The organism is Bradyrhizobium sp. WSM2254, from assembly GCF_000472645.1.
In the GTDB taxonomy this organism is placed as follows: Bacteria; Pseudomonadota; Alphaproteobacteria; order Rhizobiales; family Xanthobacteraceae; genus Bradyrhizobium; species Bradyrhizobium niftali.
In genome coordinates this window covers 1-20,794 of sequence record NZ_AXAB01000012.1, presented here as the reverse complement: position 1 = coordinate 20,794, position 20,794 = coordinate 1, and the positions used below count along the sequence as shown (strand labels likewise).

Sequence of the window (20,794 nt, the reverse complement as noted above, 5' to 3'; positions counted from 1 at the left end):
CCCCCGCGGAACTACGGATTGGTGCTTAACGAGCCCTTAGTGTTCGCCGGTTATTTTTCGATTTCAGAAATATAATCGAGGACCTGAGGATGCGGATCGGAAAGCTTTTTGCACTGTCGATGCTGACGGTGACGGTGTTTGCAGTCATTCTTGGCGCCGAGGTGCTGATACCTCAGGCACGCATCTTCACGAACCGCTCCGACGCCATCAAGGCGGTGGAGGCATTTGGCGCAACGCTGCTGGCCAACCAGCACGTCGCCAGCCTTCGCGCTCCCTATATCGGGCCGCTCTTCCAGGAAGGCGCCGCAACGCAGGAGCAGCTCGAAGCTACGACGAAGGCCACGAAAACGGCCGAGGCCGGCTTCGAAGCCGCAAGGCGCGCCGTCATGGTGCTGGATGACGGCGGCGCCATTGCCGAGAATCTCGACCGTGCCGCGCGGCGGCTGAAGGAAAACACCACTGCGGCCGATCGCGCGATGAGCGTCCCACTGGCGGCGCGCGACGGCGCCGCGACCAGGGGCTTCCTGCCCGGCGTTGCCGAGGTCATCGGCCACATCGAACCTGTCATGAACAAGCTCGAGGCGAAGGTCATCAACGCCGATTCCGCGCTCGCGGCACTCTTGAGCCTGGCGCGGACGGCGCAGGACCTGCGCGTTTCGGCCGGCAGCCGCGCGGCCACGCTGGTCCCGGCGCTCTCCGTGCGCCGCCCGCTCACCGCGGCCGAACTGTCGTTGATAGATCGCATGCAGGGACGCGTGGAGGTCGATCGCGAGCGCATCGAGGCCGGTCTCGAACAGCTCGGAAATCCGGTCCGCATCGTCGCCGCGCTGAAGGCGGCAACGGACTTATATTTCGGAAAAGCCGCAATTACCGTGGACAAGGAACTTCCTGCGGCCCGCAGTGACGGCAAGTACAGTGGCACCGCCGACGAGCTGGCGATGGACTTCGTGCCGGCCATGCAGATGTTCTACGGCGTGCGCGATGCTGCGCTGGCGGAAGCCGCCGAGCGTGCCTCGGCCGCGCGCGACGGCGCGCTGGCGATGCTCTCACTCGCAGCTGTCGCCGTATTGGCCCTGCTCGGCACGCTCGGTGGCGTGACCATTATGCTGCGCAGGCGCGTGGTGATGCCGCTCGGCCGGATTGCCGACGTGATCGGGTCGCTCGCCGCCGGACAGCACGAGGTGGAGATTCCGGCGACGGGCCGCAACGACGAGATCGGCCAGGTTTCCGGCTCGCTCCAGCATTTCAAGGATTCGCTGCTCGCCAAGAAGTCCGCCGATGCGGCCGCCGCGATCGAAGCCGAGGCAAAGCTCAAGCGCAGCCAGCGCATGGACCAGATCGCGCGCGATTTCGAGGTCATGATCGGCGACGTGATCAACACCGTCTCGTCGGCATCTTCGGAGCTGGAGGTATCGGCGGGAACGCTGACGAGCGCCGCCGATCAATCGGAAAAGGTCACGGCGACGGTCGCGGCGGCCTCCGAACAGGCTTCCACCAACGTGCAGACCGTTGCGGCGGCGGCGGAGGAGATGGCGTCTTCGGTCGACGAGATCAGCCGGCAGGTTCAGGACTCCGCGCGCATCGCCGGGGAAGCCGTGCAGCAGGCGGGGCGGACCAACGACCATGTCGGTGAGCTCGCCAAGGCGGCGGGGCGGATCGGCGATGTGGTCGAGCTGATTAGTCAGATCGCGGGCCAGACCAATCTTCTGGCCCTCAATGCCACCATCGAAGCGGCACGCGCCGGCGAGGCGGGCCGCGGCTTCGCCGTCGTCGCCTCCGAGGTTAAGGCGCTGGCCGAGCAGACCGCCAAGGCGACCGGCGACATCAGCCAGCAGATCGCCGGAATCCAGACGGCGACGGAGGATTCCGTCGGCGCCATCAAGGCGATCGGCGATACCATCACCCGCATGTCCGAGATTGCGTCCGCGATCGCCTCGGCCGTCGAGGAGCAGGGCGCGGCAACGCGGGAGATTTCCCGCAACGTGCAGCAGGCGGCGCGCGGCACCCAGCAAGTTTCCGCCAGCATTGTCGATGTGCAGCACGGGGCGAGCCAGACCGGATCGGCGTCGTCCCATGTGCTTGCCGCCGCAAGGTCGCTGTCGGGCGAGAGCACCCGTCTCAAGAGCGAGGTCGGAAAATTCCTCGACGCGATCCGGGCTGCATAGGGCTGGTGAACGATCAGAACTCGCCGTGCAGGCGGCTCGAGAACACCGACACCGGTCCACGGTCGGCGTTAAGAGCGGCATTGACGATGAGTTTGTAGTCGGCCGTGGGAAGGACGCGCTCGGGCGTCCGTGCGCCTTTGCAGTTGGACGTTTCGCTGTAAGCCATTGATCTCCAATGATCGGATTTTGGCTTAGTTGGAAAAATTCTCTTGAGAAATCAATGGGAGCAGCCTGTCTCTTAATCAGCGAGTCCCAGGTTCGAGCCCTGGTGCGCCCACCATACAAATCAAGACCTTAGCGAGAGAAACCGTTTGAGAGAGCCGAACTAAAACGGTTTTTTAAACGGTGTTTTTGACGACCGGTCGGCGAGTCCACTCTCGGCATTGTGATCTGCTCTACTCGTCGCGGCAGGGGCCAAGGCGACTAGAAGGTCGCCCGACAAAACCGCTTCCTCAACGTTGTATTGGGTCAGAGCCGCCCGACGTAGCCGGCATTTTCCCACTTCTGTTCAATGTCATCGGCCACGCATTGGGGAAGCTGCGCCGCGCTTCCATCGAAATAGTGCTTGAAGTCGACGTGAACCCTCATGTTGTTCGGCCGGTAAGCCGCCATGCGGTCATAGAGGAGAACCGATCCCGCCTCGAAGCGCCGATAGACTGATTTGTGCATCGGCGATTTCGATTCCCCGCTCTCGGGATCGACAGGAAGATCGCGCACGCCGGCCTTGAGAAAGCCGCCCGCCTGCTCATTGTGCTGAGGACCCGCGTGGCTGGGCGACAGCCGAAGAACACTGCCGTCGTGTTTTAGGCCGTCCGGAATGAGCGACGCTCCGGCGAGCAGCCAGTTCAGCGCAACGTCCGAGAGCCGAGCCTCATTCTCGAGATAGCCGCCGCCGACATCGGCGTGCACGCCCGGAAACCAGACCTGTTCGAAGTAAAGATTGCCGTGCGCGTCTCGTTGGTCCTGCTTCTCGGCCGTGGGCGACCAGGTGACGCGCTTGAAATCGGCGCGGTTCTCGTCGATCGAGATCGCATGTTTGGCGTAGCCGACGTTGGGATTGAGGGTTGTGTCGTAGAATTTGTGCTTCGGCGGAGCGAAATGCACGGTCCGGAGCCGCTTCAAGAACCTATAGCCGGGCAAGGAAGGCGCGATCTTGAGATAGTTCATGAGAAAGACGATCAGGGCTGTGGCGACACCGAGGTAACTCAGAATCCGGGCCACCCATCCAGACCATGGAAAGGCCGGCTGAAGGAAGCCACCGAGCCAATGAAGCCCGATCAGTAACGCAATGCCGGAGGTCACGAGTGCCGCGCCCAGATATTTGTGGCCGAGGGCGGCGACGGTATCGAACACGCCGATAAAGTAGGGAAAGACGTTTGCGTGCTCGGCGCCGTTGACGGTGATTGTGCTGCCGTACTGCTGTCTGAATTGGGCGGCGATGGCGTCGCGCGTCTCCAGCAGGAATTGGCGGTACCCACCAATCTTGCGTGAGTACGACGGGCAGAATTGATAGACATCCTTGACGGCGTGCTCGGCCAGCCTGTGGATGCTCTTTGGGTCGCGGCGCAGGGGCGAGCCGTCCGGCATATGGCGCGGGACCCCGCAATAGGTCATGACGCCGGCAACCGATCGGACCGTGTAGGCCCCTCGGCTGAAACCGATCAGAAAGACGCGATCGCCTTCCTCATACAAGGCTATGATCGCGGCATAGCAGTCGACGATGTTCCGGGTGATCCCAAGGCCCGTCGCCATACTGGCGAGGTTGTAGAGCCACCGCATCCAACCGATCTTGAAGTGGCCGCCGTCGGACGCTGAACCAAGACCGGCGTCGTAGAAGGAGACCTGTCCTGATGGTTCTACCTTCGTGTCTGGGCCGACCCGGCAGGCGCGGTAGAGCTTGTAAACATTCGTACGGGCTTCGTCGAAATTGATGCCGCCAGCCTGGCCTGTGCCGTCGGAAAAGATCACGATATTCTTCGGCATTGCACACCATCCCCAAGAGTGCACCAAAAGCCAATCCATATCACAGTTTGCGTGAGCCTAACTGTGAGCGGGCCCACTTGCGTACAGCGCGCCCGGACCAGGACATCTAGTTAACTGATCGAGAGTTGCGCCTCAATGCGGCTGTGCTAGTACGCCTACTCTCGTATCGAGGAGCTAAAAGTGGCGAAGAACGCAAAGAAGACGGCTACAAAGAAGAAAACTGTGCGTCGTGAATACACAAAGGCTGACGTGAAAGAGCTGCGCGCTCATTCGAAAGCAAAGACGCCCGTTGCAAAAATCGCGAAGCTCACAAAGCGCTCCGAAGGCTCACTCCGCCAAAAGGCGCTCAAGCTTGGAATTCGGCTCGGTCACCAGCGCTAGTAGCAGCATTATGCCGCTCTTCAATAGAGTGTTTTCGACCAAAGCGCTGTTGCAAATCATCTGCGTCCTCGTCGCTGTTGTCGCAATGAAGTTGTTGAGCGCTCACTACGACTTCAGCTGGTCAACCGCAATTGGCGGTTGACCAGAGGAGCATCCTAGAAGGCTGAGCAGAAAAGAAGACCATCTAATGGCAAGCTATCACGCGGCGTTTGAAGCGCACGAAGTAATGGCGCCTTCAAACCCGCAGCGAAAAGGAGGCTAGTCGAAAATCAAGGGCGAACGATTTTCCAAGGTGTGCGGCACGCCTTCAACCAGCAACCAGACCGTTATGAGCAACCGGATATCGAGCAGCTTCGTTGAGATTGCTGCGTTTTCGCTTCGGTTCGATCGCGTTTGTCGCCGTTCGTTTGAGTCGTTTCTGGTGCGAAACTGGAGCGGCGTTCCGGCTAGCGCATAGGTCCAAAGTGTACCCGCACCTGCTGGTGTCTCGGAAAAGTGTGCGGTCCGAGAGACCCGAACTTTCTGTTTTCCATCCCGTCATCCCCGTCTGTTCTCTTTATGCCGCAGCGTCTCGGCCCTTCTAACGGCCGAGAGAATGACGTAGGAGATGGAAGGAAGAGGTTCGAAATGGCTAAGCAGACCGAGAAGAAGCAGCCTGCACTTAAAGGCGTATCAGCGGCCGAACGAGCGCTCGCGGTGTTGACGGCGTTCCGCAGGGGCGACGGCGCCTTGAGCCTGGCCGAGCTCGCCGAGCGGACCGGTCTGGTCAAGAGCACGATCCTGCGGCTTGCTTTATCGCTGCAACAATACCGCCTGCTCGCGCGCTTGCCGGATGGCTCTTATCGGCTCGACGCGGAGACCTTGCGCCTAGGCACCGCCTATCAGCAGGCGTTTCGCCTTTCCGATCACGTCATGCCCGTGCTCGAGCAGCTCGCCGCGAAGACGGGCGAGACGACCTCCTTCTATGTTCGCAACGGTGAAGAGAGGCTGTGTCTTTTCCGGGTGGAAAGCACCAACCGGATCCGGATGACGGTGCAGCCGGGCGACACCCGTCCGATGGATAAATCGGCTATCGCGCAGACACTTCGTCGATATGAGTCCGCAGTGCCTGGACCGGACGACGAGCTGCCGCTCTTTACGTCAGGCGTCACGGATCCTCATGCAGCCGCGCTCGCCATGCCCGTGTTCGGTATCGGAGAATCGCTTGTCGGGGCGCTGTCGATCTCCGGCCCGGTCAGCCGCCTCACGCCTGAGCGGGCGGATCAGATGAAGGGGACGTTGGTCGAGGCCGCGACCAAGCTCACCCTCGCGTGCGGCGGAACCCCGTCCACCGGCATCGGAAAGGGCGCGCGCAAGCGGTCCAATCTGACGGCATAGAACGAAACGACGTTTCATTTTAGTTGCGGAGTCTGCTGTCGCGTGCTTATAAGTCTCCCCATAACAACCATGGGGAGGACGAACGTCGTGGCAGCAGCAACGCTCACGCGCAGGACGATTCTTGCTGGACTGGGCGCATCGCTCGTTCCGCACGCTGCGACTGCGCAAGCGGAAATCGTGCGCTGGTCGACCGGCTCCGAGAAGCCGCGCTTCGTTGCGCCGGCCGGCGCGACGGATTGCCATTTCCACACCTATAACAAGACCTATCCCGTCATGAAGGGCGCGACCCTGCTGCCGGAGGACGCCTTGCCTGACGACTATCGCGCCCTGCAGCGCCGGATCGGCACAACGCGCGGCGTGATCATCCAGCCCTCCACTTATGGCACCGACAACCGGTTGCAGATCGCGTCACGGCAGGCGCTTGGCGCGGAGAATTTTCGCGTGATCGCCGTGGTTGCGGAGGACGTCTCCGACGCAGACCTGCGTCGGCTCGACGAGCAAGGCGTCCGCGGCGTTCGCTTCAACCTTGGTTTTCCCGGCGTGCTCACGGTGGAGTCGCTCAAGCCGCTCGCGCCGCGCCTGGCCGATCTCGGCTGGCACTGCCAGATCAACATGCGCCCCAAGCAGATCGAAGATTACGCAGATCTGCTGGCTTCCCTGCCGGGGCGTCTCGTGTTCGATCATTTGGCGCAGGTGCCGCAACCGGCCGGCGTCGAGAGCGCCCCCTACAAGATCATTCGTGGCCTGCTCGACCGCGGCAGGACTTGGGTCAAGCTGTCCGGTCCCTATGTGTCGAGCAAGCAGGGCGCCCCTGATTACGCTGACGCAGGCGCCATTGCGGCCGCTTACGTGAAGGCGGCACCGGAGCGAATGGTCTGGGGCAGCGACTGGCCGCATCCGTCGGAACGGGACAGCAAGCCGGATGATGCGCGCCTGTTTGATCTCTTCGCCCAATGCGCTGGAAGCGACCCCGTATTCAAGCGTATCCTCGTCGACAACCCAGCCGAGCTCTATGGCTTTCCGAAAGTCACGCCATGACCTTCTTCAGCCCGCCGCGCCGGATCGAGACCAGCATCTTCACGCGGCTTCCGGACCAGTTCCGCAAGCCGCGCCGCACGGCATGGGCCGATGCAAATCAGGGCGGTCGTGAGATCGACTCGTTCCTCGAAGGCCCCTCGTTCGATCGCCAAGGCCGGCTCTACATCACCGATATTCCCTATGGGCGCATCTTCCGGGTCAGCCCGCAGGGCGAATGGGAGCTCGTGTCGGAGTATGATGGGTGGCCGAATGGACTGAAGATCCATCGTGACGGCCGCATCTTCATCACCGACTACAAGCGCGGCATCATGCTGCTGGACCCCACGAACGGCAAGGTGACGCCGCATCTCGAAACCGCCGCGAGCGAGAGCTTCAAGGGCGTCAACGATCTGGTCTTTGCGCCATCAGGGAATCTCTATTTCACCGATCAGGGCCAGACCGGGATGCATGATCCCACCGGCCGGGTCTGGAGGCTCACGCCGGATGGGCGGCTCACTTGCCTGCTCAACACGATTCCCAGCCCGAACGGTATCGTCGTCGACCCCGAGGAGAGCTTTGTGCTGGTCGCAGTGACGCGCGCCAACCAGATCTGGCGCGTGCCGCTGCCGGCCAGCGGCCTGACAACGAAGGTCGGGATATTCTCGCATCTGCACGGCGGCCCCGGCGGTCCTGACGGACTTGCGCTCGACAGCGGCGGCAATCTGCTGGTCTGTCACACCGGCTTCGGCTCGATCTGGCGGCTCTCGCCCTTGGCCGAGCCGCTCGATCGCATCGTCTCCTGCGCGGGCGTCGGCACGACCAATCTTGCTTTTGGCGGACCCGGGCGAAAGAGCCTTTTTATCACTGAAAGCCGCACCGGAACGTTGCTGTGCGCCGAGCTTGACACACCGGGCATGCCGATGTTCTCGCACGCCGGTTAGCTCAGCGCCCGCTTAGGCACGCCAGCAACGATTGAGCCGGATGGGCCAGCGTCTGCTTGTCCATGATCTTGACCTGCGATCGGCAGGAGTAACCGGTCGCGAGCAGGCGGCCGCTCTGTGCTAGTCGTTTGATCTGAGGTCCCCAGCTCATTCCATAGATATGCTCGGACGTCGCGCGATGTTCGGTTTCGTGACCGTAAGTCCCGGCCATGCCGCAGCAACCCGAAGGCAGCACCTGCAAGCTCGCGCCGGCTGCCGCGAATGCCGTTTGCCAGTCGCGAAGGGTGGACAGCGCAAGAGAGCGCTCCGAGCAGTGTGGAAGTAGCAGGTACTTGTCACCCGCGCTTGAAGCCTTTGGGATGGCGTCGTGGTGACGCGCCAGCCATTCCTGAACCAGGAGAACGGGCGGTGGTCGATCCGCTTCAGCCAACATGCCGTACTCCGACCGGTAGGTCAGCGTCATCGAGGCATCGACACCTACCAGCTCGACGCCGGTGGCCGCGACGTCGCGCAGCATCGCGGCATTGCGCGAGGCGGTGCGGGTGAAGGCGCCAAGGAAGCCGTGCACGTGCAGCGGCTTCCCGTTTGCCCGGAACGGCGCGACGAACGGCCGGAAGCCGATTGCGCGCATCAGATCCAGCACGGCGACTACGACTTGTGCCTCATAGAAGCTCGTGAAGGCGTCCTGCACCAGCACTACGCTGCGCGTGCGTTCCTCGATCGAGAGCGCCGCCAGCGCCTTGGGCGTTGCAATCGCGATCCCGCGGGCCGCCAGCTCCCGCTGCATCGACATGGTGGAAAATTTCGGCGAGTGCACTAGCCCGATCGCGCGCATCACTGTGCGGCCGGGTGGGCTGTCGATCAGGACGTTGTACAGCCAACTCACCTTGCTAAGCGCTGGCAGCATCGATTCCAGCGATCCGACGAGATGGTCCCGCAGCGGCCGCAGATAGCGGCCATGATAGATCTCGAGAAACTTCGCGCGAAAGGTCGGCACGTCGACCTTGATCGGGCATTGCCCGCTGCACGACTTGCAGGCGAGGCAACCATCCATCGACTCCTTCACCGCATGCGAGAAGTCTTCTTCGCGTGTCCAGCTGTTGCGCAATCGCGCGGGAAAATCGCGCCAGCGCACACCTCGTCGAAGCGCCGCAGCTTCCCCCGCAGGATCGACGCCAAGGGCCGCGAGCTGCCGCAGCCACTCCCGGATTAGCGAGGCGCGGCCCTTCGGCGAATGCCGGCGATCGCGCGTTGCCTTGTAGGAGGGACACATCGCTTCGTTGGGATCCCAGGAGAAGCAGGCCCCGTTGCCGTTGCAGTGGAGCGCCTCGTCATAGGCGGCGCGGACAGAAGTCGGGATCGTTCGGTCGAGCTGGCCGCGCGTGGTCAGCCCGTCGATCGTCAGCAATTGGCCGCCCGCGGGCGCGGCGATCTTTCCGGGATTGAGCCGATTGCGCGGATCGAACGCGGCCTTGATGGATTGCAGGACCGGATAGAGCGGTCCGAAGAAGCGTGGCGAGAACTCCGAGCGCACGCCCTTGCCGTGCTCACCCCATAGCAGGCCGCCATATTTGCTGGTGAGGCGGACGACCTCTTCGGTGATCTCGCGGATCAGCGGCTCCTGGGCGGGGTCCTTCATATCGATGGCCGGACGGACATGCAGCACGCCGGCATCGACATGGCCGAACATGCCATAGACCAGCCCGCGCGCGTCCAGCAGCGCGCGGAATTCGGCGATGTAATCGGCGAGGTTCTCGGGCGGAACGGCGGTGTCCTCCACGAACGGGATCGGCCGTTTGTCGCCATGCATATTGCCGAGCAGGCCCACGGATTTCTTGCGCATCGTCCAGATCGGGCTCACTTCGGCCTCGCCGTGCGCCACGGTGAAGCCGCGGCGGCCGTGCGACGGCCCGGCCGCGCCAAGCGCCTCCGTCATCCGGCGAACCGGGGCCTCGACGTCCAGCGCGCTATCGCCGATGAATTCGACGAGATTGACGCCGGTGGCGCGTTGCCCGTCGTCTTCGGGGAAGTATTGCCGGACCTGGTCCCAGACCATATCGTTTTGCGCCAGACCCAGCACTCTGGAATCGACGGTCTCGATGGAAGCGGCGCCGAACCGGATCAGCTCTTGCGCGTCGCGCAAGGCGGCATCGAAGCTGCCGTAGCGCACGTTGACCAGGGCACTGTGCTTCGGGATCGGCTCCACGTTCAGCTTGGCTTCGGCAATCAGCGCCAGCGTGCCTTCGCTGCCGCAGAGGATCGAGTTCAGGTTGAAGCGGCCGCGATCGTCGCGGATGTGGGCGAGGTCATAGCCGGTCAGGCAGCGGTTCAGCTTGGGGAAGTGCGCTGCGATCTGGTCCGCCTGCTCGCGCTGGATCGCATCGACCAGCCGATGCACGGCGCCGACGAGATCGGTTCGTCGCTGGATTTGCTGCAACTCCCGATCATCGAGCGGCCTCGACGTCCATACCGTGCCGTCCAGCAACACGGTTGTCAGCTCCAGCACGTGGTCGCGCGTCTTGCCATAGAGGCACGAGCCCTGGCCGCTGGCGTCAGTGCTGATCATGCCGCCGATCGTGGCGCGATTGGAAGTCGAGAGGTCCGGCGGGAAGAACAGGCCGTGCTCCGCCAGCGCCGCGTTGAGCTGATCCTTCACGACGCCGGCCTGAACCCGCACCCAGCGTTCGGCCGGGTTGATCTCGATGATCCCGTTCATGTGGCGCGAGACATCCACCACAAGACCTTCGGTCAGCGACTGACCGTTGGTGCCCGTTCCGCCGCCGCGAGGCGCGAACACGATGCCCTTGAATCGATCGTCGGCCGTAGCCCGCACGATGCGCACGAGATCGTCGACGCTGCGCGGGAAGGCCACGAGTTGCGGGAGTAATTGGTAAATCGAGTTGTCAGTCGCCCACACGATCCGGTCGCCAAAGGACGGCGCCAGGTCGCCTTCGAACCCACGCACCCGCAGTTCCGCGGCCAATTCGGCATGCAGCGGGGCAGGGGTCCGCATATCGGAAACGCGTGGCAGCATGTGTCTCCCAGAGCCTCCCGGACCCGTAACCGACACTCAACACTCCACTTTTCGAGTGGAACCCCGCATTCGGGCCGGCGCAAGCATCATGTTGGACGGTTTCGGAATGAAACATCGTTTCAAAATAAATTGCAACGACGTTCTATTTTTGTTAAGTGGCGCCGTGACCGGGGAACACCGGCGTCGGAGGAAACCCATGGCAAGTGTCCACGCCGCTTCAGCCGGCGCCGCCTTTACACCCGAGCAGGAGAAGATCCTCTCCAAAGTGATGTGGCGGATCGTGCCTTTCCTGCTGCTCTGTTACATCATCGCTTATCTCGACCGGGTGAATGTCGGCATCGCCAGCCTGACGATGAACGGCGATCTCGGCCTCTCATCGTCCGCATTCGGCTGGAGTGCCGGGCTGTTCTTTTTCGGTTATTTCCTTGCAGAAGTGCCGAGCAACCTGGCCCTGCAGGCGATCGGCGCCCGCAAATGGATCGCCCGCATCCTGATCACCTGGGGCCTGATCTCGGCCGCCACGGCGTTCGTGGTCGGCCCGGTGAGCTTTGGCGTGATGCGTTTCCTGCTCGGGCTCGGCGAGGCAGGCTTCACGCCGGGCGTGTTTCTCTATTTCACCTATTGGTTTCCGGCACGGATCCGCGGCACTGCGACCGCGGCTTTCCTGCTCGGTATCCCGATCGCAAACATCGTCGGCGCGCCGATATCGAGCTCGCTGCTGACGCTTGAGGGCCTGGGTGGCCTGCATGGCTGGCAGTGGCTGCTGATCCTTGAAGGCCTGCCGGCGACCATTCTGGGCTTCGTGTGCTTCTTCACGCTCACGGACAAGCCAGAGCAGGCCAAGTGGTTGAGCCCTGACGAGCGCCGTTGGCTCGCCGAGGTGCTGGCAGCAGAGCGTGAGGCCATCGCGACAAAACATCCCTCGCGGCTTAGGGATGCCTTCGTCAATTGGCGCGTCCTTGCCTGCGCCGCCGTCAATTTCTGCGCCATCATCGGGTCCGTCGGTCTCGGCCTTTGGATGCCGCAGATCATCAAGGGGCTCGGCTTCGGCGTCGTCGCCGTCGGCTTTATCGCCGCCGTACCATACATCTGCGGCGCTATCGCGATGATGCTGTGGGCGCGCCTGTCGGACAAAGGCGGCGAACGGAGCTGGTTCGTAGCATCAGGGCTGCTCGTCGGCGCGGCCTCGTTGATCGTCTGCGGCTACGCGACATCGTCGGCTCTAATCTCCATCCTGGCGCTCTGCGGCGCCGTAGTCGGGATTATGTGTTACCAGTCCACCTTCTGGCCGATCCCCTCAAGCTTCCTGACCGGCAGCGCCGCCGCCGGCGGCCTCGCCATGATCGTCTCGATCGGAAATCTCGGCGGCTTCGTCGGCCCCTATCTCATCGGCGTGATCCGGCAGACGACCGACAGCTTCTCTTGGGCCCTGATCTCGGTGGCCGCATTCCTCACCGTGGCCGCCGTCCTGATCCGCGTGGTCGGAATCAGCCTGCAGCGACAGGGCGGGGCGGCTGACGGCCACACCAGCCAAATCGCACCTCTCTCGAAAGGAATTTGAAGATGAGTGAACGACAGCAATTCCGCCTCGGCCTCGTCGGCTACGGCGAGATCGGCAGCACATTGGGCAAGGGCCTGCGCGAAGCCGGCCTGAAGCAGATCTTCTGCTACGACAAATACGCCTTCGATGGTCCCTATGCCGACCTGATTCAGAGCCGCGCAAAGGCGGCGGGCGTCACGCTGGTCAAGTCCAACAAGGAACTGGCTGACGCGGCCGAGCTGATCTTCAGCGTCACGCCGGGCTCGAGGTCGCTCGAAAGCGCAGCCGCGTTCGCGCCGGTGCTCGATGGCCGCCACACCTTTCTCGACTTCGCCTCCGCGACGCCGAAGGTGAAATACGGCGTCGCCGACCGGCTCGCCGGGACGGGCGCGACGCTCGGTGACGGCTCCATCATGGGAACGCCGAAGCACGGCTATGCGATGCACATGATGTCGAGCGGTCCCGCCGGCCAGCGCGTGGTCGACCTGCTCGTGCCCTGGGGTATGAGCATCGAATTCGCCGGCGACAAGCTCGGCACGGCCTCGGGCATCAAGATCCTGCGCTCCGTGCTGATCAAGGGCATCGAGGCGCTGATCGACGAGACGCTCCTGGCCGCCCGGTCCTATGGCCTGGACGAAACCGTATTGGCGTCGGCCTCGAAGACGCTGACGCGTCCGTTCATGGACACGGTCGAGAGCCTGACGCCCTCAGGCGTGATCCATGCCAAGCGACGCACCGAGGAGGTCGAGATGGCCGCCGAGGCGGTCGAGGATGCCGGGATCGAGCCGCTGATGGCGCGCGCGACGGCGGCGCGGCTGCGCTGGAAGGACGGCCTCGGCCTGAAGGAGCATTTCGGGGGCGTCGTTCCCGAGAACTACAAGATCGCCATCGATGCGATCGCAACCAGGATGCAGGGCAGCGCCAAAGCAGCCGAATAAGACCAACAAAAAAGGGAGAGAAACGTGACGGCAGCTCGAATGGATATCGACCCGATCGAGAAGGTGACGATGCGCAGGGTGATCCTGCGCCTCGTGCCGTTCCTGATGATTTGCTACTTCTTCGCACTGCTCGACCGCGTCAATGTCGGCTTCGCGGCGTTGCAGATGAACAAGGATCTCGGGCTCACCCCGGCGATGTTCGGCTTTGCTGCCAGCCTGTTCTTCGTCTCCTATTTCCTGGTGGAAGTGCCGAGCAATCTGGCACTCCAGAAATTCGGCGCGAGGCGCTGGATCGCGCGGATCATGATCACCTGGGGCCTGGTGACGGCGTGCATGGCGTTCGTCATCGGGCCATACTCGCTCTATGCGATGCGTTTCATCCTTGGCGCGGCGGAGGCCGGCTTCTTTCCCGGCGCGATCCTTTATCTCACCTATTGGCTGCCGTCCGAGTATCGGGCGCGCATCCTGGCGACCTTCACGGTCTCGATTCCGCTTGCGACCTTTCTGGGGTCTCCGCTCTCGGTCGGACTGCTCGAGCTCGACGGTGCGCTCGGCCTGCGCGGCTGGCAGTGGTTGTTCATCCTGGAGGGATTGCCGACCGTCCTGCTCGGGCTTGCCTGCCTGTTCGTTCTCACTGACAGGCCCGAAGGGGCGTCCTGGCTGACGAATGAGCAGCGGGATTGGTTGACGGCGCGCATAGCGGCAGATGCAGCGGCGCGCAAGCCGGTAGGGCACCTCTCGCTCTGGCAGCTTGCCACCAACAAGTATTTCCTTGTTATGGCGCTGGTCTGTTCCGGCGCCTCGGCTACCGGCAGCGTGTTGTCGGTCTGGCAACCGCAATTGCTCAAGTCGTTCGGCCTGACGAACCTGCAGACTGGGTTTGTCAATGCGATCCCCTACGGCATCGCGACCGTGCTCATGGTGCTATGGGGACGCCACTCAGACAAGACCAGTGAGCGCCGCTGGCACACGGCGATTCCGCTGCTGTTCGCCGCCGGCGGCTTCACCGCATTGGGCATTACGGGAACAGCGGTCGCGCCGACCATTGTCATGGTGAGTTTCTGCCTGGTGGGCGCCTACGCCTTCAAGGGGCCGTTCTGGGCACTGTCGGCGAGCTGGCTTTCGACAAGCACGCTCGCGGCTGGCCTCGCCGGGATCAACGCGATCTCCAACCTGATCGGCGGCGGATTGATGGTGAACGTGGTTGGCGTCGTCAAGGAGCAGACGGGCAGCTTCGTCCTCGGGATGCTGCCGCTTGCGCTGCTGTGTGCCGTCGCCGCGGTCTGTGTCCTCGTGCTGGGCCGCAAGGTCGCGCGCGCAGCCGACATGCTGGCGGTGAAATCATGAGTGAGCGCGGCACGACCTCGCAGCAGGCCATTACCCGGCGCGGCGTCCTTGCGGGCATGCTGGCTGCGAGCACGGGCGCCTGGGCCGGCGGGGTCGAGCAGGCAGTGCCCAACAGCACCGGCTCGGCACCGCCGCGCTTGGACGCGCCTGCGGACGGGTGCGATTGCCATCATCATATTTACGACGGACGGTTTCCCGTGTCGCCGCATTGGCACCAGGGCTTTCCGCCCGGCGCGATCGTGGCTGATTATCGAAATCTCCAGCGCCGGCTTGGCGCCACCAGGAGCGTGGTGGTGCAGCCATCGACCTACGGGGTCGACAACCGGTGTCTCGCAGACGCGCTGGGCCAGCTTGGCTCCGCCTCACGCGGCGTCGCCGTCGTCGACACCGACGTGGAGGAAGCAGAGCTGCGTGCGCTGGCCGATGCCGGCGTCTGCGCCATCCGCGTCAATTTCGTCTCTCCGCAGACCTGGGGGACGACAACGCCGGAGATGCTAGCCGCACTCGCCAGGCGCGTCAGCCCGCTTGGGTGGCACGTGCAGATCCTGATGACAGGCGATCAGATCGTCACTCATGAGAAGGTCATTCGGTCGCTGCCCACCAAGGTCGTCATTGATCATCTCGGGCGTATTCCCCAGCCTGATGGCCTCAAGCATCCCGCGTTTGCCGCTGTCCGCCGCATGCTGGATGAAGGCCGCACCTGGGTGAAGGTCACCGAACCTTATGAGGACAGCAAGCTCGGTCCGCCCTACGCAGATTCCAGCGAAGTCGCCCGGGCCTATGTGCAGGCAGCGCCGGAGCGGATCTTGTGGGGCACGGACTGGCCGCATCCGACTCAGCGCGGCACCAAGCCGGACGACGCCTTGCTGCTTGATCTGCTCGCCGACTGGGCGCCGGACGAAGGCACGCGCCAGCGCATTCTGGTGGACAACCCAGCGCAGCTGTTCGGCTTCTAAGATCTCACCATTCACTTGCTAAACATCGGGAAGGATAAGGCATGTCCGTAGGTTTCAGAATCCTCAAGCGCCAGAGAAAAGTGGCTGCCGACGTCGTCGAACGCTTTGCCAAGCTGCCGGTCGCAAACGTCAGCGACGGCATGTCCCGGATGACAGCGGCGGGCGCGCGGCTTCGGCCCAGGCACCAGTCCGGTGGGATGGCCGGCCCCGCGCTGACCGTGAAGACGCGGCCGGGCGACAATCTGATGCTTCACAAAGCGATGGCGATCGCCGAACCCGGCGATGTCATCGTGGTCGATGCAGGGGGCGATCTCACCAACGCATTGATCGGCGAGATGATGCTAATGCGCATCATCAAGAGCGGCCTTGCGGGCATCGTGATCGATGGCGCAGTTCGGGATGCCGGCTTCATCCGCGGTCAGACGTTTCCCGTGTTCGCGGCAGGTGTCACCCATCGCGGCCCTTACAAGGACGGACCAGGCGAGATTAACGTTCCGATTGCAATCGACGGAATGGTGATCGAGCCGGGCGATCTCATCATCGGCGACGACGATGGATTGCTTTGCGTGCCATTCGACGATGTGGATGAAGTCCTGAAAGCCGCGACGGCGAAGTACCAGGCTGAGCAGAAGCAGATGGAGAACATCAAGGCCGGGACGCACGATTCGTCCTGGGTGGACAAGGCACTACGCGAGTTGAATTGTGAGGGCCTGGACTGAATGTCGGAATTCGCGATCAGCGCGGATTGGAGCGAGCAGCAACGAAGCGAGACGTTTCTGGCACGGCGCACGAATTTGCTGAAGTTTTGTTTGAATCTGATCGGGTTCGTGGCGCTCAGCAGGGTCGTTTCTGGTGCGAAACTGGCTAACGTCTGCTCATGCAGCCGAGCCATGCTTGATATCCAAGGTTCCCATCACCGGGCTCTCCTCACGATGATCATCATGCGGATCGAATTTACCCTCTCAAGGCTGAAACAGGGGTTCGATTCCCCTAGGGAGCGCCAGCAAATTCAGGCACTTAGTTGCCCGCCAGCCGCGTTCGTTGAATATTGGTTGAATAAGACGCTGGTGAACAGCAGCGAACGCGTGCGGAATTTGCTCCCAATATTGGCAAACCAGCCTCGGCGCGATGCCTCACTGTGGCTGGCGCATTCGCGAAAAATCTCTCCGTTGCCCTTGGTGTCCGGAAATATCCAAACCGCCGCTGACGTGCGCTGTCGCACGCCAGCGCCCTCGGATGTTCGCATTGACGTTGCTCGTCGCACAGCCAACTCTCATATCAAGCTCTGTGCGAATAGGAGGGCCACGTGAGATACAATCGACGAGAGAAAACTGGCGCACAACAGTCACAAGTCAGTCTATCTCCTCCGAAAGCCACAGAACTGAACGCGTTGCCATTCGCCCAGCGGCTCACCTGCACGATTGACGATGCATGCGAAGTGACCGGTCTGGGACGCACGAAGCTTTACGAGTTGATAGGTGCTGGGCGTATCGTCACGACAACGATCGGACGTCGACGGTTAGTAGTGGTGCGCTCACTTCTGGCGCTCCTTGAAACCAACATGTTGAACTAATCGATGTGCGATTTAAGGGAGCAACCCCACTTTCAACGCGCTATTCTCTGTCACTCATTTCGATGACACGGCTCAGCCAGTCGCACTCGTCCGCTCACTTCCGCATCATCGCGCTCCTGTCAGAATTCGGCAGCATGGGTAAATCGGCCGCGTCTGCTGAGAGAAGCACGCATCGGACCAGGATATAGAGCCAACTGATTGAGAGTTGCGCCTCAATGCGGCTGTGCTAGTACGCCCGTTCTCGAATCGAGGAGCCTAAAAGTGGCGAAGAAGGCAAAGAAGACGGCTACGAAGAAGAAACCTGTGCGTCGCGAATACACAAAGGCCGACGTGAAGGAGCTGCGCGCTCATTCAAAAGCGAAGACTCCAGTTGCAAAAATTGCGAAGCTCACAAAGCGCTCCGAAGGCTCACTCCGCCAAAAGGCGCTCAAGCTGGGAATTCGGCTTGGTCACCAGCGCTAGGAGCGGCTTCGTGACGCTCTTCAATCGAGTGTTCTCGACCAAAACGTTGTTGCAAATCATCTGCGTTCTCGTTGCTGTCGTCGCAATGAAGTTGTTGAGCGCTCATTATGACTTCAGCTGGGCAGCCGCAGCTGGCGGTTGACTAAAAGAACACCCTAGAAGGTTAAGCAGAAAAGAAGCCCACCTAGTGGTGAGCAATCAAGCGGCGTTCAACGTACGAAGTTTCGCCTTCAGAGCCGCAGGGTGAAGGAGACTAGTCAGAATCTAGTGCGGGCGATTGGCGCCTCTCTATGCGCGGATGGCGAAGACCTTGCCGGTTCCGTGTGTGTCAACGTCGACAAAACCATCCTGCATGAATTGCACGCAATCCGTGAGAAATGAGTCCAAGACCGCGGCAATTTCTGTCGGCGTAAAATGAAAGAGGCTGCGCTTGCTCTGGGTGTCCGACGCGACCAGAAGCCCGTCCGGCAAATAGGCACTTCCTGACAATACCGCGATGACGCGGGCGTGCAGCATCTTGTCGGAAATGACCTTGGGCGTCCGGCGCTCCGGATGGCGCGCTCTCATGTCGTAGTTGTTGAAGATTTCCGAAGCCGTATGGATCAAGAACGGCTCGCGCCATTCCACATCTGCCTTGACGGAAATTTCGTGGACATCGAGCTCCGAGTCGCGAAATCGATCGGTTACGAGCCGGCGCTCGATCAGCCGCCGCATGCAAACGGCGGCGACGCCGATTGCTCGCTCGAGCATGTGAAGTGGGTTATGTTCCGTGTCGATATCGGTCAACACCTCTTCAAGGTGTTGCAGTATGCGGCGTCGTTGCTCGGACAATTCGTTCTTCCACGTATAGGATTGCCAGTCCGACGAGCTTACGCAGCCAAGCTTTCGCGCTTCCACGAAGCTTTCGGGAAGATCACCTTCATTCATTAGTAGTCAGTGCCTCCCTGGCTATACGTTCTCTCGCCGCTTTCTGCCGCGCGAAGTATGTCGCAACGATCCTTTCCAGCGGCCGGTTCCGTCGTGTTTGTCGGCACGCTGCCGTCTCAAAGTTAAGGTTGACGAGACAACCGCAAAAGCTCTTAAACGCTTGGCAATCTCAACCGGCAAGCCTCAAACTGGCAACAGCGCATGTCTGATAAAGACGTCCACAAGCTATACGAGGGCTTCGACCCCGAAACTCTGGATGCGGTTGACGTAACGCTTTGCGCGGACTGCGCCAAGCATCCAAGCCTGAAGCGTTTCGTTGAGCTGCACGCGGTCGAGGGGCCGGTCTGCGGAGTCTGCCAGGAGACCGGTTATCCCTATGCGGCGTGCGCGCCCGAGCGCAAGCGGGAACTTACCAATCTGATCAGCGCGCTTATTCGATTTTACTACAACGAATATGAGTACAACCATCATTGGGGCGGTGATTACGGGCCAGAAAGCCTCTTGGTGAATCCCAATCCGATTTTGGAAGATTCGTCCTCGACGGCACGAACCCGGATGCCCGATCGCAGCATTGAATTCTTGTACGCGCTACTTTCAGCGGAGCCGTACCCTCCTGTGGATGAGGGCATCTCCATCTACGCTGGGCACGACGATGACGTGCGGGGCATGAATTTCGCCCTGAAGGAAGAGGTAAGCCCGATCCTCAGGTCGTACGTCGCTCGGCTTGCCAGGCAGAACCATTTCGATATTGAGCCAGACTTGCTGGGTTTTCTGGATGAGTTTTCCGATCGCGTGACACGTGTCGTGGCGGGCGGCACCAAATTCTTCCGTGCGCGGATTGGCGTTGAAGCGAAGTTTGCAGATCACTCTGATTTTGGCTGGCGACGCTCGATTGTGCGACAACCCTATACCGGGACATCGTTGGGGGCGCCTCCGCCCCCGCGCGCCTCCGGGGGAAGGTTAAATCGCGCAGGCGTTTCCTTTCTGTATCTTGCCTCCGACGCCGCGACCGCAGCGGCTGAGGTTCGGCCGCATCCTGGACATTTCCTTTCGATCGGCGAGTTCGAATGCCGGGAGGACATCAAGATCGCATCACTCGATGCCGACATCATGCAATTCGCCGGGAACGAGCGCGAGCTTGAGCTATTTCACTTTCTCTACTCCGCGGACCAATTAATGGCCACGCCTGTCCTGCCCGAGAAGACGGCGCGCTATTCGATCACCCAGTTGATCGCGGATTGTCTCCGGCAGAAAGGTTTCGATGGTGTGTCCTTCAAAAGCAGCATTAGCGCCGGACAGAATCTTTGCGTATTCAAGCCAGAGCTCTTCGTACCTGTGGAAGGCAACGGGATCGTGCAACAGGTAAAGTCATTGGTGTACGAGCTTGCGGCGATCCCAACGATCCTTCAACCAAACACAGATCACATCCGGCTGGATGAGTGAGAGGGGCTCCCTCCCGTGATCCCGCATAGCCAGGGCTGGCAGGGTTCGTAGGCCACTGTAGATCGCTGTCAGGCGCGGCGAGGGGCGAGGGTGCTGCCAGCGGATGACGCACGCGAGCGAAGCTGCAGCTTCACAATGGCAGTTCGCCGTTCGCATGCGTTCCGATCCACACCATTTGCTCTGCCGCGGGTCGTCGCCGTCCCGGCTTCGTGTTGGGCGCCCTTTCGCGCAAACCGTGAGGGCAGCTAATCGATGATGGCCACCAACGAAATGAAGCTGACCACCATCGCGCGTCGCCAGTGCCGGGCTGGCGAACGCTCCCTTTTCGAGAAGATATTGGAACGGGCGACGGTACTGCCCTTTTTCGACATCACTCGCAGTGTCCGCATAGATAGGTCAGAGACAGCTGCTATCCACAGCGGTCCGTACCGAGGGGTTCTGAATTAATCGTCGCGCCCCTGTGTGTTATTCGGCCTGCAATATTGACCCCCTAAGCCGGGGGATCGGCGTCCAAAATTGACCCCCTATAGGTTGGTCTGTTGCGCTGCCTGCTTCGTAACAAAGCAGGTGGTGGAGGATGCTGGTCGTGGAGACGATTGCGCGGATTCGGCGCGAGCACTTCATCAAGGGCAAGACGATCAAGGAGATCGCACGTGACCTGAAGGTGTCACGGAACACGGTCCGGAAGGTTCTGAGGTCGGGAGAGACCT

General features: G+C 61.7%; 19 protein-coding genes and 1 tRNA gene. 16 read left to right on the top strand and 4 right to left on the bottom strand.

Annotated features, from left to right (window positions below):
- Positions 1-89 precede the first annotated feature (89 nt).
- Complete coding sequence (locus A3M7_RS0108345; RefSeq protein ID WP_027543520.1) at positions 90-2,165, top strand: methyl-accepting chemotaxis protein; 2,076 nt, start codon at positions 90-92, stop codon at positions 2,163-2,165.
- 13 nt (positions 2,166-2,178) lie between these two features.
- Here the strand turns inward: A3M7_RS0108345 and A3M7_RS48360 are convergent, their stop codons facing one another.
- Both A3M7_RS48360 and A3M7_RS43805 read right to left on the bottom strand, forming a co-directional pair.
- On the bottom strand, positions 2,179-2,331 hold the full coding sequence (locus A3M7_RS48360) for a hypothetical protein (RefSeq protein WP_156936835.1): 153 nt from the start codon (positions 2,329-2,331) through the stop codon (positions 2,179-2,181).
- Between the two features lie 302 nt (positions 2,332-2,633).
- Positions 2,634-4,148, bottom strand: coding sequence for a DUF2235 domain-containing protein (locus tag A3M7_RS43805; RefSeq protein WP_049823267.1), 1,515 nt, complete (start codon positions 4,146-4,148; stop codon positions 2,634-2,636).
- A gap of 180 nt (positions 4,149-4,328) precedes the next feature.
- On the opposite strand from A3M7_RS43805, the gene A3M7_RS46275 reads away from it, so the two are divergent.
- The 4 genes from A3M7_RS46275 to A3M7_RS0108315 all read left to right on the top strand — a co-directional run bounded on the left by A3M7_RS46275 (position 4,329) and on the right by A3M7_RS0108315 (position 7,864).
- Positions 4,329-4,529 carry a hypothetical protein gene (locus A3M7_RS46275; RefSeq protein ID WP_084301864.1) on the top strand — a complete coding sequence of 67 codons (201 nt, stop codon included), beginning with the start codon at positions 4,329-4,331 and terminating at the stop codon, positions 4,527-4,529.
- Positions 4,530-5,156: 627 nt separating this feature from the next.
- Complete coding sequence (locus A3M7_RS0108325) at positions 5,157-5,906, top strand: IclR family transcriptional regulator (protein ID WP_027543519.1); 750 nt, start codon at positions 5,157-5,159, stop codon at positions 5,904-5,906.
- A gap of 87 nt (positions 5,907-5,993) precedes the next feature.
- Positions 5,994-6,944, top strand: coding sequence for an amidohydrolase (locus A3M7_RS0108320; RefSeq protein WP_371090079.1), 951 nt, complete (start codon positions 5,994-5,996; stop codon positions 6,942-6,944).
- Positions 6,941-7,864, top strand: a complete 924-nt coding sequence (locus tag A3M7_RS0108315; protein WP_027543517.1) for an SMP-30/gluconolactonase/LRE family protein — start codon at positions 6,941-6,943, stop codon at positions 7,862-7,864. Before A3M7_RS0108320 ends, A3M7_RS0108315 begins: the two co-directional genes overlap by 4 nt.
- A 1-nt stretch (position 7,865) precedes the next feature.
- Here the strand turns inward: A3M7_RS0108315 and A3M7_RS43800 are convergent, their stop codons facing one another.
- Positions 7,866-10,898, bottom strand: coding sequence for an FAD-binding and (Fe-S)-binding domain-containing protein (locus A3M7_RS43800; protein WP_049823266.1), 3,033 nt, complete (start codon positions 10,896-10,898; stop codon positions 7,866-7,868).
- Between the two features lie 196 nt (positions 10,899-11,094).
- On the opposite strand from A3M7_RS43800, the gene A3M7_RS0108305 reads away from it, so the two are divergent.
- From A3M7_RS0108305 to A3M7_RS51025, 9 genes are all read left to right on the top strand, one after another.
- Positions 11,095-12,459 carry an MFS transporter gene (locus A3M7_RS0108305; RefSeq protein ID WP_049823265.1) on the top strand — a complete coding sequence of 455 codons (1,365 nt, stop codon included), beginning with the start codon at positions 11,095-11,097 and terminating at the stop codon, positions 12,457-12,459.
- 2 nt (positions 12,460-12,461) lie between these two features.
- Positions 12,462-13,376, top strand: a complete 915-nt coding sequence (locus A3M7_RS0108300; protein WP_027543515.1) for an NAD(P)-dependent oxidoreductase — start codon at positions 12,462-12,464, stop codon at positions 13,374-13,376.
- A 24-nt stretch (positions 13,377-13,400) separates the two neighbouring features.
- Positions 13,401-14,723 carry an MFS transporter gene (locus A3M7_RS0108295; protein WP_027543514.1) on the top strand — a complete coding sequence of 441 codons (1,323 nt, stop codon included), beginning with the start codon at positions 13,401-13,403 and terminating at the stop codon, positions 14,721-14,723.
- The gene (locus A3M7_RS0108290) at positions 14,720-15,679 is read left to right on the top strand and encodes an amidohydrolase family protein (protein WP_027543513.1); all 960 of its coding nucleotides are present in this window, start codon (positions 14,720-14,722) and stop codon (positions 15,677-15,679) included. The genes A3M7_RS0108295 and A3M7_RS0108290 overlap by 4 nt, the downstream gene beginning before the upstream one ends.
- Before the next feature lie 41 nt (positions 15,680-15,720).
- Positions 15,721-16,398, top strand: a complete 678-nt coding sequence (locus tag A3M7_RS0108285; RefSeq protein WP_027543512.1) for an RraA family protein — start codon at positions 15,721-15,723, stop codon at positions 16,396-16,398.
- A gap of 191 nt (positions 16,399-16,589) precedes the next feature.
- A tRNA-Glu gene (locus A3M7_RS48355) sits at positions 16,590-16,682 on the top strand.
- 303 nt (positions 16,683-16,985) lie between these two features.
- Positions 16,986-17,252, top strand: a complete 267-nt coding sequence (locus A3M7_RS51205; protein WP_198033719.1) for a helix-turn-helix domain-containing protein — start codon at positions 16,986-16,988, stop codon at positions 17,250-17,252.
- 261 nt (positions 17,253-17,513) lie between these two features.
- Positions 17,514-17,714: a hypothetical protein gene (locus A3M7_RS46265; RefSeq protein WP_057848204.1), complete on the top strand. Its 201-nt coding sequence runs from the start codon at positions 17,514-17,516 to the stop codon at positions 17,712-17,714.
- Positions 17,715-17,724: 10 nt separating this feature from the next.
- On the top strand, positions 17,725-17,856 hold the full coding sequence (locus A3M7_RS51025; RefSeq protein ID WP_256374860.1) for a hypothetical protein: 132 nt from the start codon (positions 17,725-17,727) through the stop codon (positions 17,854-17,856).
- Positions 17,857-18,002: 146 nt separating this feature from the next.
- Here the strand turns inward: A3M7_RS51025 and A3M7_RS0108270 are convergent, their stop codons facing one another.
- Positions 18,003-18,641 (bottom strand): hypothetical protein, encoded by a 639-nt coding sequence (locus tag A3M7_RS0108270; RefSeq protein WP_027543510.1) that lies wholly within the window; start codon positions 18,639-18,641, stop codon positions 18,003-18,005.
- 201 nt (positions 18,642-18,842) lie between these two features.
- On the opposite strand from A3M7_RS0108270, the gene A3M7_RS0108265 reads away from it, so the two are divergent.
- Complete coding sequence (locus A3M7_RS0108265; protein WP_027543509.1) at positions 18,843-20,084, top strand: RES family NAD+ phosphorylase; 1,242 nt, start codon at positions 18,843-18,845, stop codon at positions 20,082-20,084.
- Positions 20,085-20,661: 577 nt separating this feature from the next.
- A partial coding sequence (locus A3M7_RS48350; RefSeq protein ID WP_156936834.1) for a helix-turn-helix domain-containing protein occupies positions 20,662-20,794 on the top strand: 133 nt, incomplete at its 3' end.

Coding starts and splice junctions, on each gene's coding strand:
- A3M7_RS43800 (WP_049823266.1), bottom strand. CDS start 10,898: ATGCTGCCACGCGTTTCCGATATGCGGACCCCTGCCCCGCTGCATGCC.
- A3M7_RS0108345 (WP_027543520.1), top strand. CDS start 90: ATGCGGATCGGAAAGCTTTTTGCACTGTCGATGCTGACGGTGACGGTG.
- A3M7_RS0108265 (WP_027543509.1), top strand. CDS start 18,843: ATGTCTGATAAAGACGTCCACAAGCTATACGAGGGCTTCGACCCCGAA.
- A3M7_RS0108325 (WP_027543519.1), top strand. CDS start 5,157: ATGGCTAAGCAGACCGAGAAGAAGCAGCCTGCACTTAAAGGCGTATCA.
- A3M7_RS43805 (WP_049823267.1), bottom strand. CDS start 4,148: ATGCCGAAGAATATCGTGATCTTTTCCGACGGCACAGGCCAGGCTGGC.
- A3M7_RS48360 (WP_156936835.1), bottom strand. CDS start 2,331: ATGGCTTACAGCGAAACGTCCAACTGCAAAGGCGCACGGACGCCCGAG.
- A3M7_RS0108285 (WP_027543512.1), top strand. CDS start 15,721: ATGTCCGTAGGTTTCAGAATCCTCAAGCGCCAGAGAAAAGTGGCTGCC.
- A3M7_RS0108300 (WP_027543515.1), top strand. CDS start 12,462: ATGAGTGAACGACAGCAATTCCGCCTCGGCCTCGTCGGCTACGGCGAG.
- A3M7_RS0108270 (WP_027543510.1), bottom strand. CDS start 18,641: ATGAATGAAGGTGATCTTCCCGAAAGCTTCGTGGAAGCGCGAAAGCTT.
- A3M7_RS0108315 (WP_027543517.1), top strand. CDS start 6,941: ATGACCTTCTTCAGCCCGCCGCGCCGGATCGAGACCAGCATCTTCACG.
- A3M7_RS0108290 (WP_027543513.1), top strand. CDS start 14,720: ATGAGTGAGCGCGGCACGACCTCGCAGCAGGCCATTACCCGGCGCGGC.
- A3M7_RS0108305 (WP_049823265.1), top strand. CDS start 11,095: ATGGCAAGTGTCCACGCCGCTTCAGCCGGCGCCGCCTTTACACCCGAG.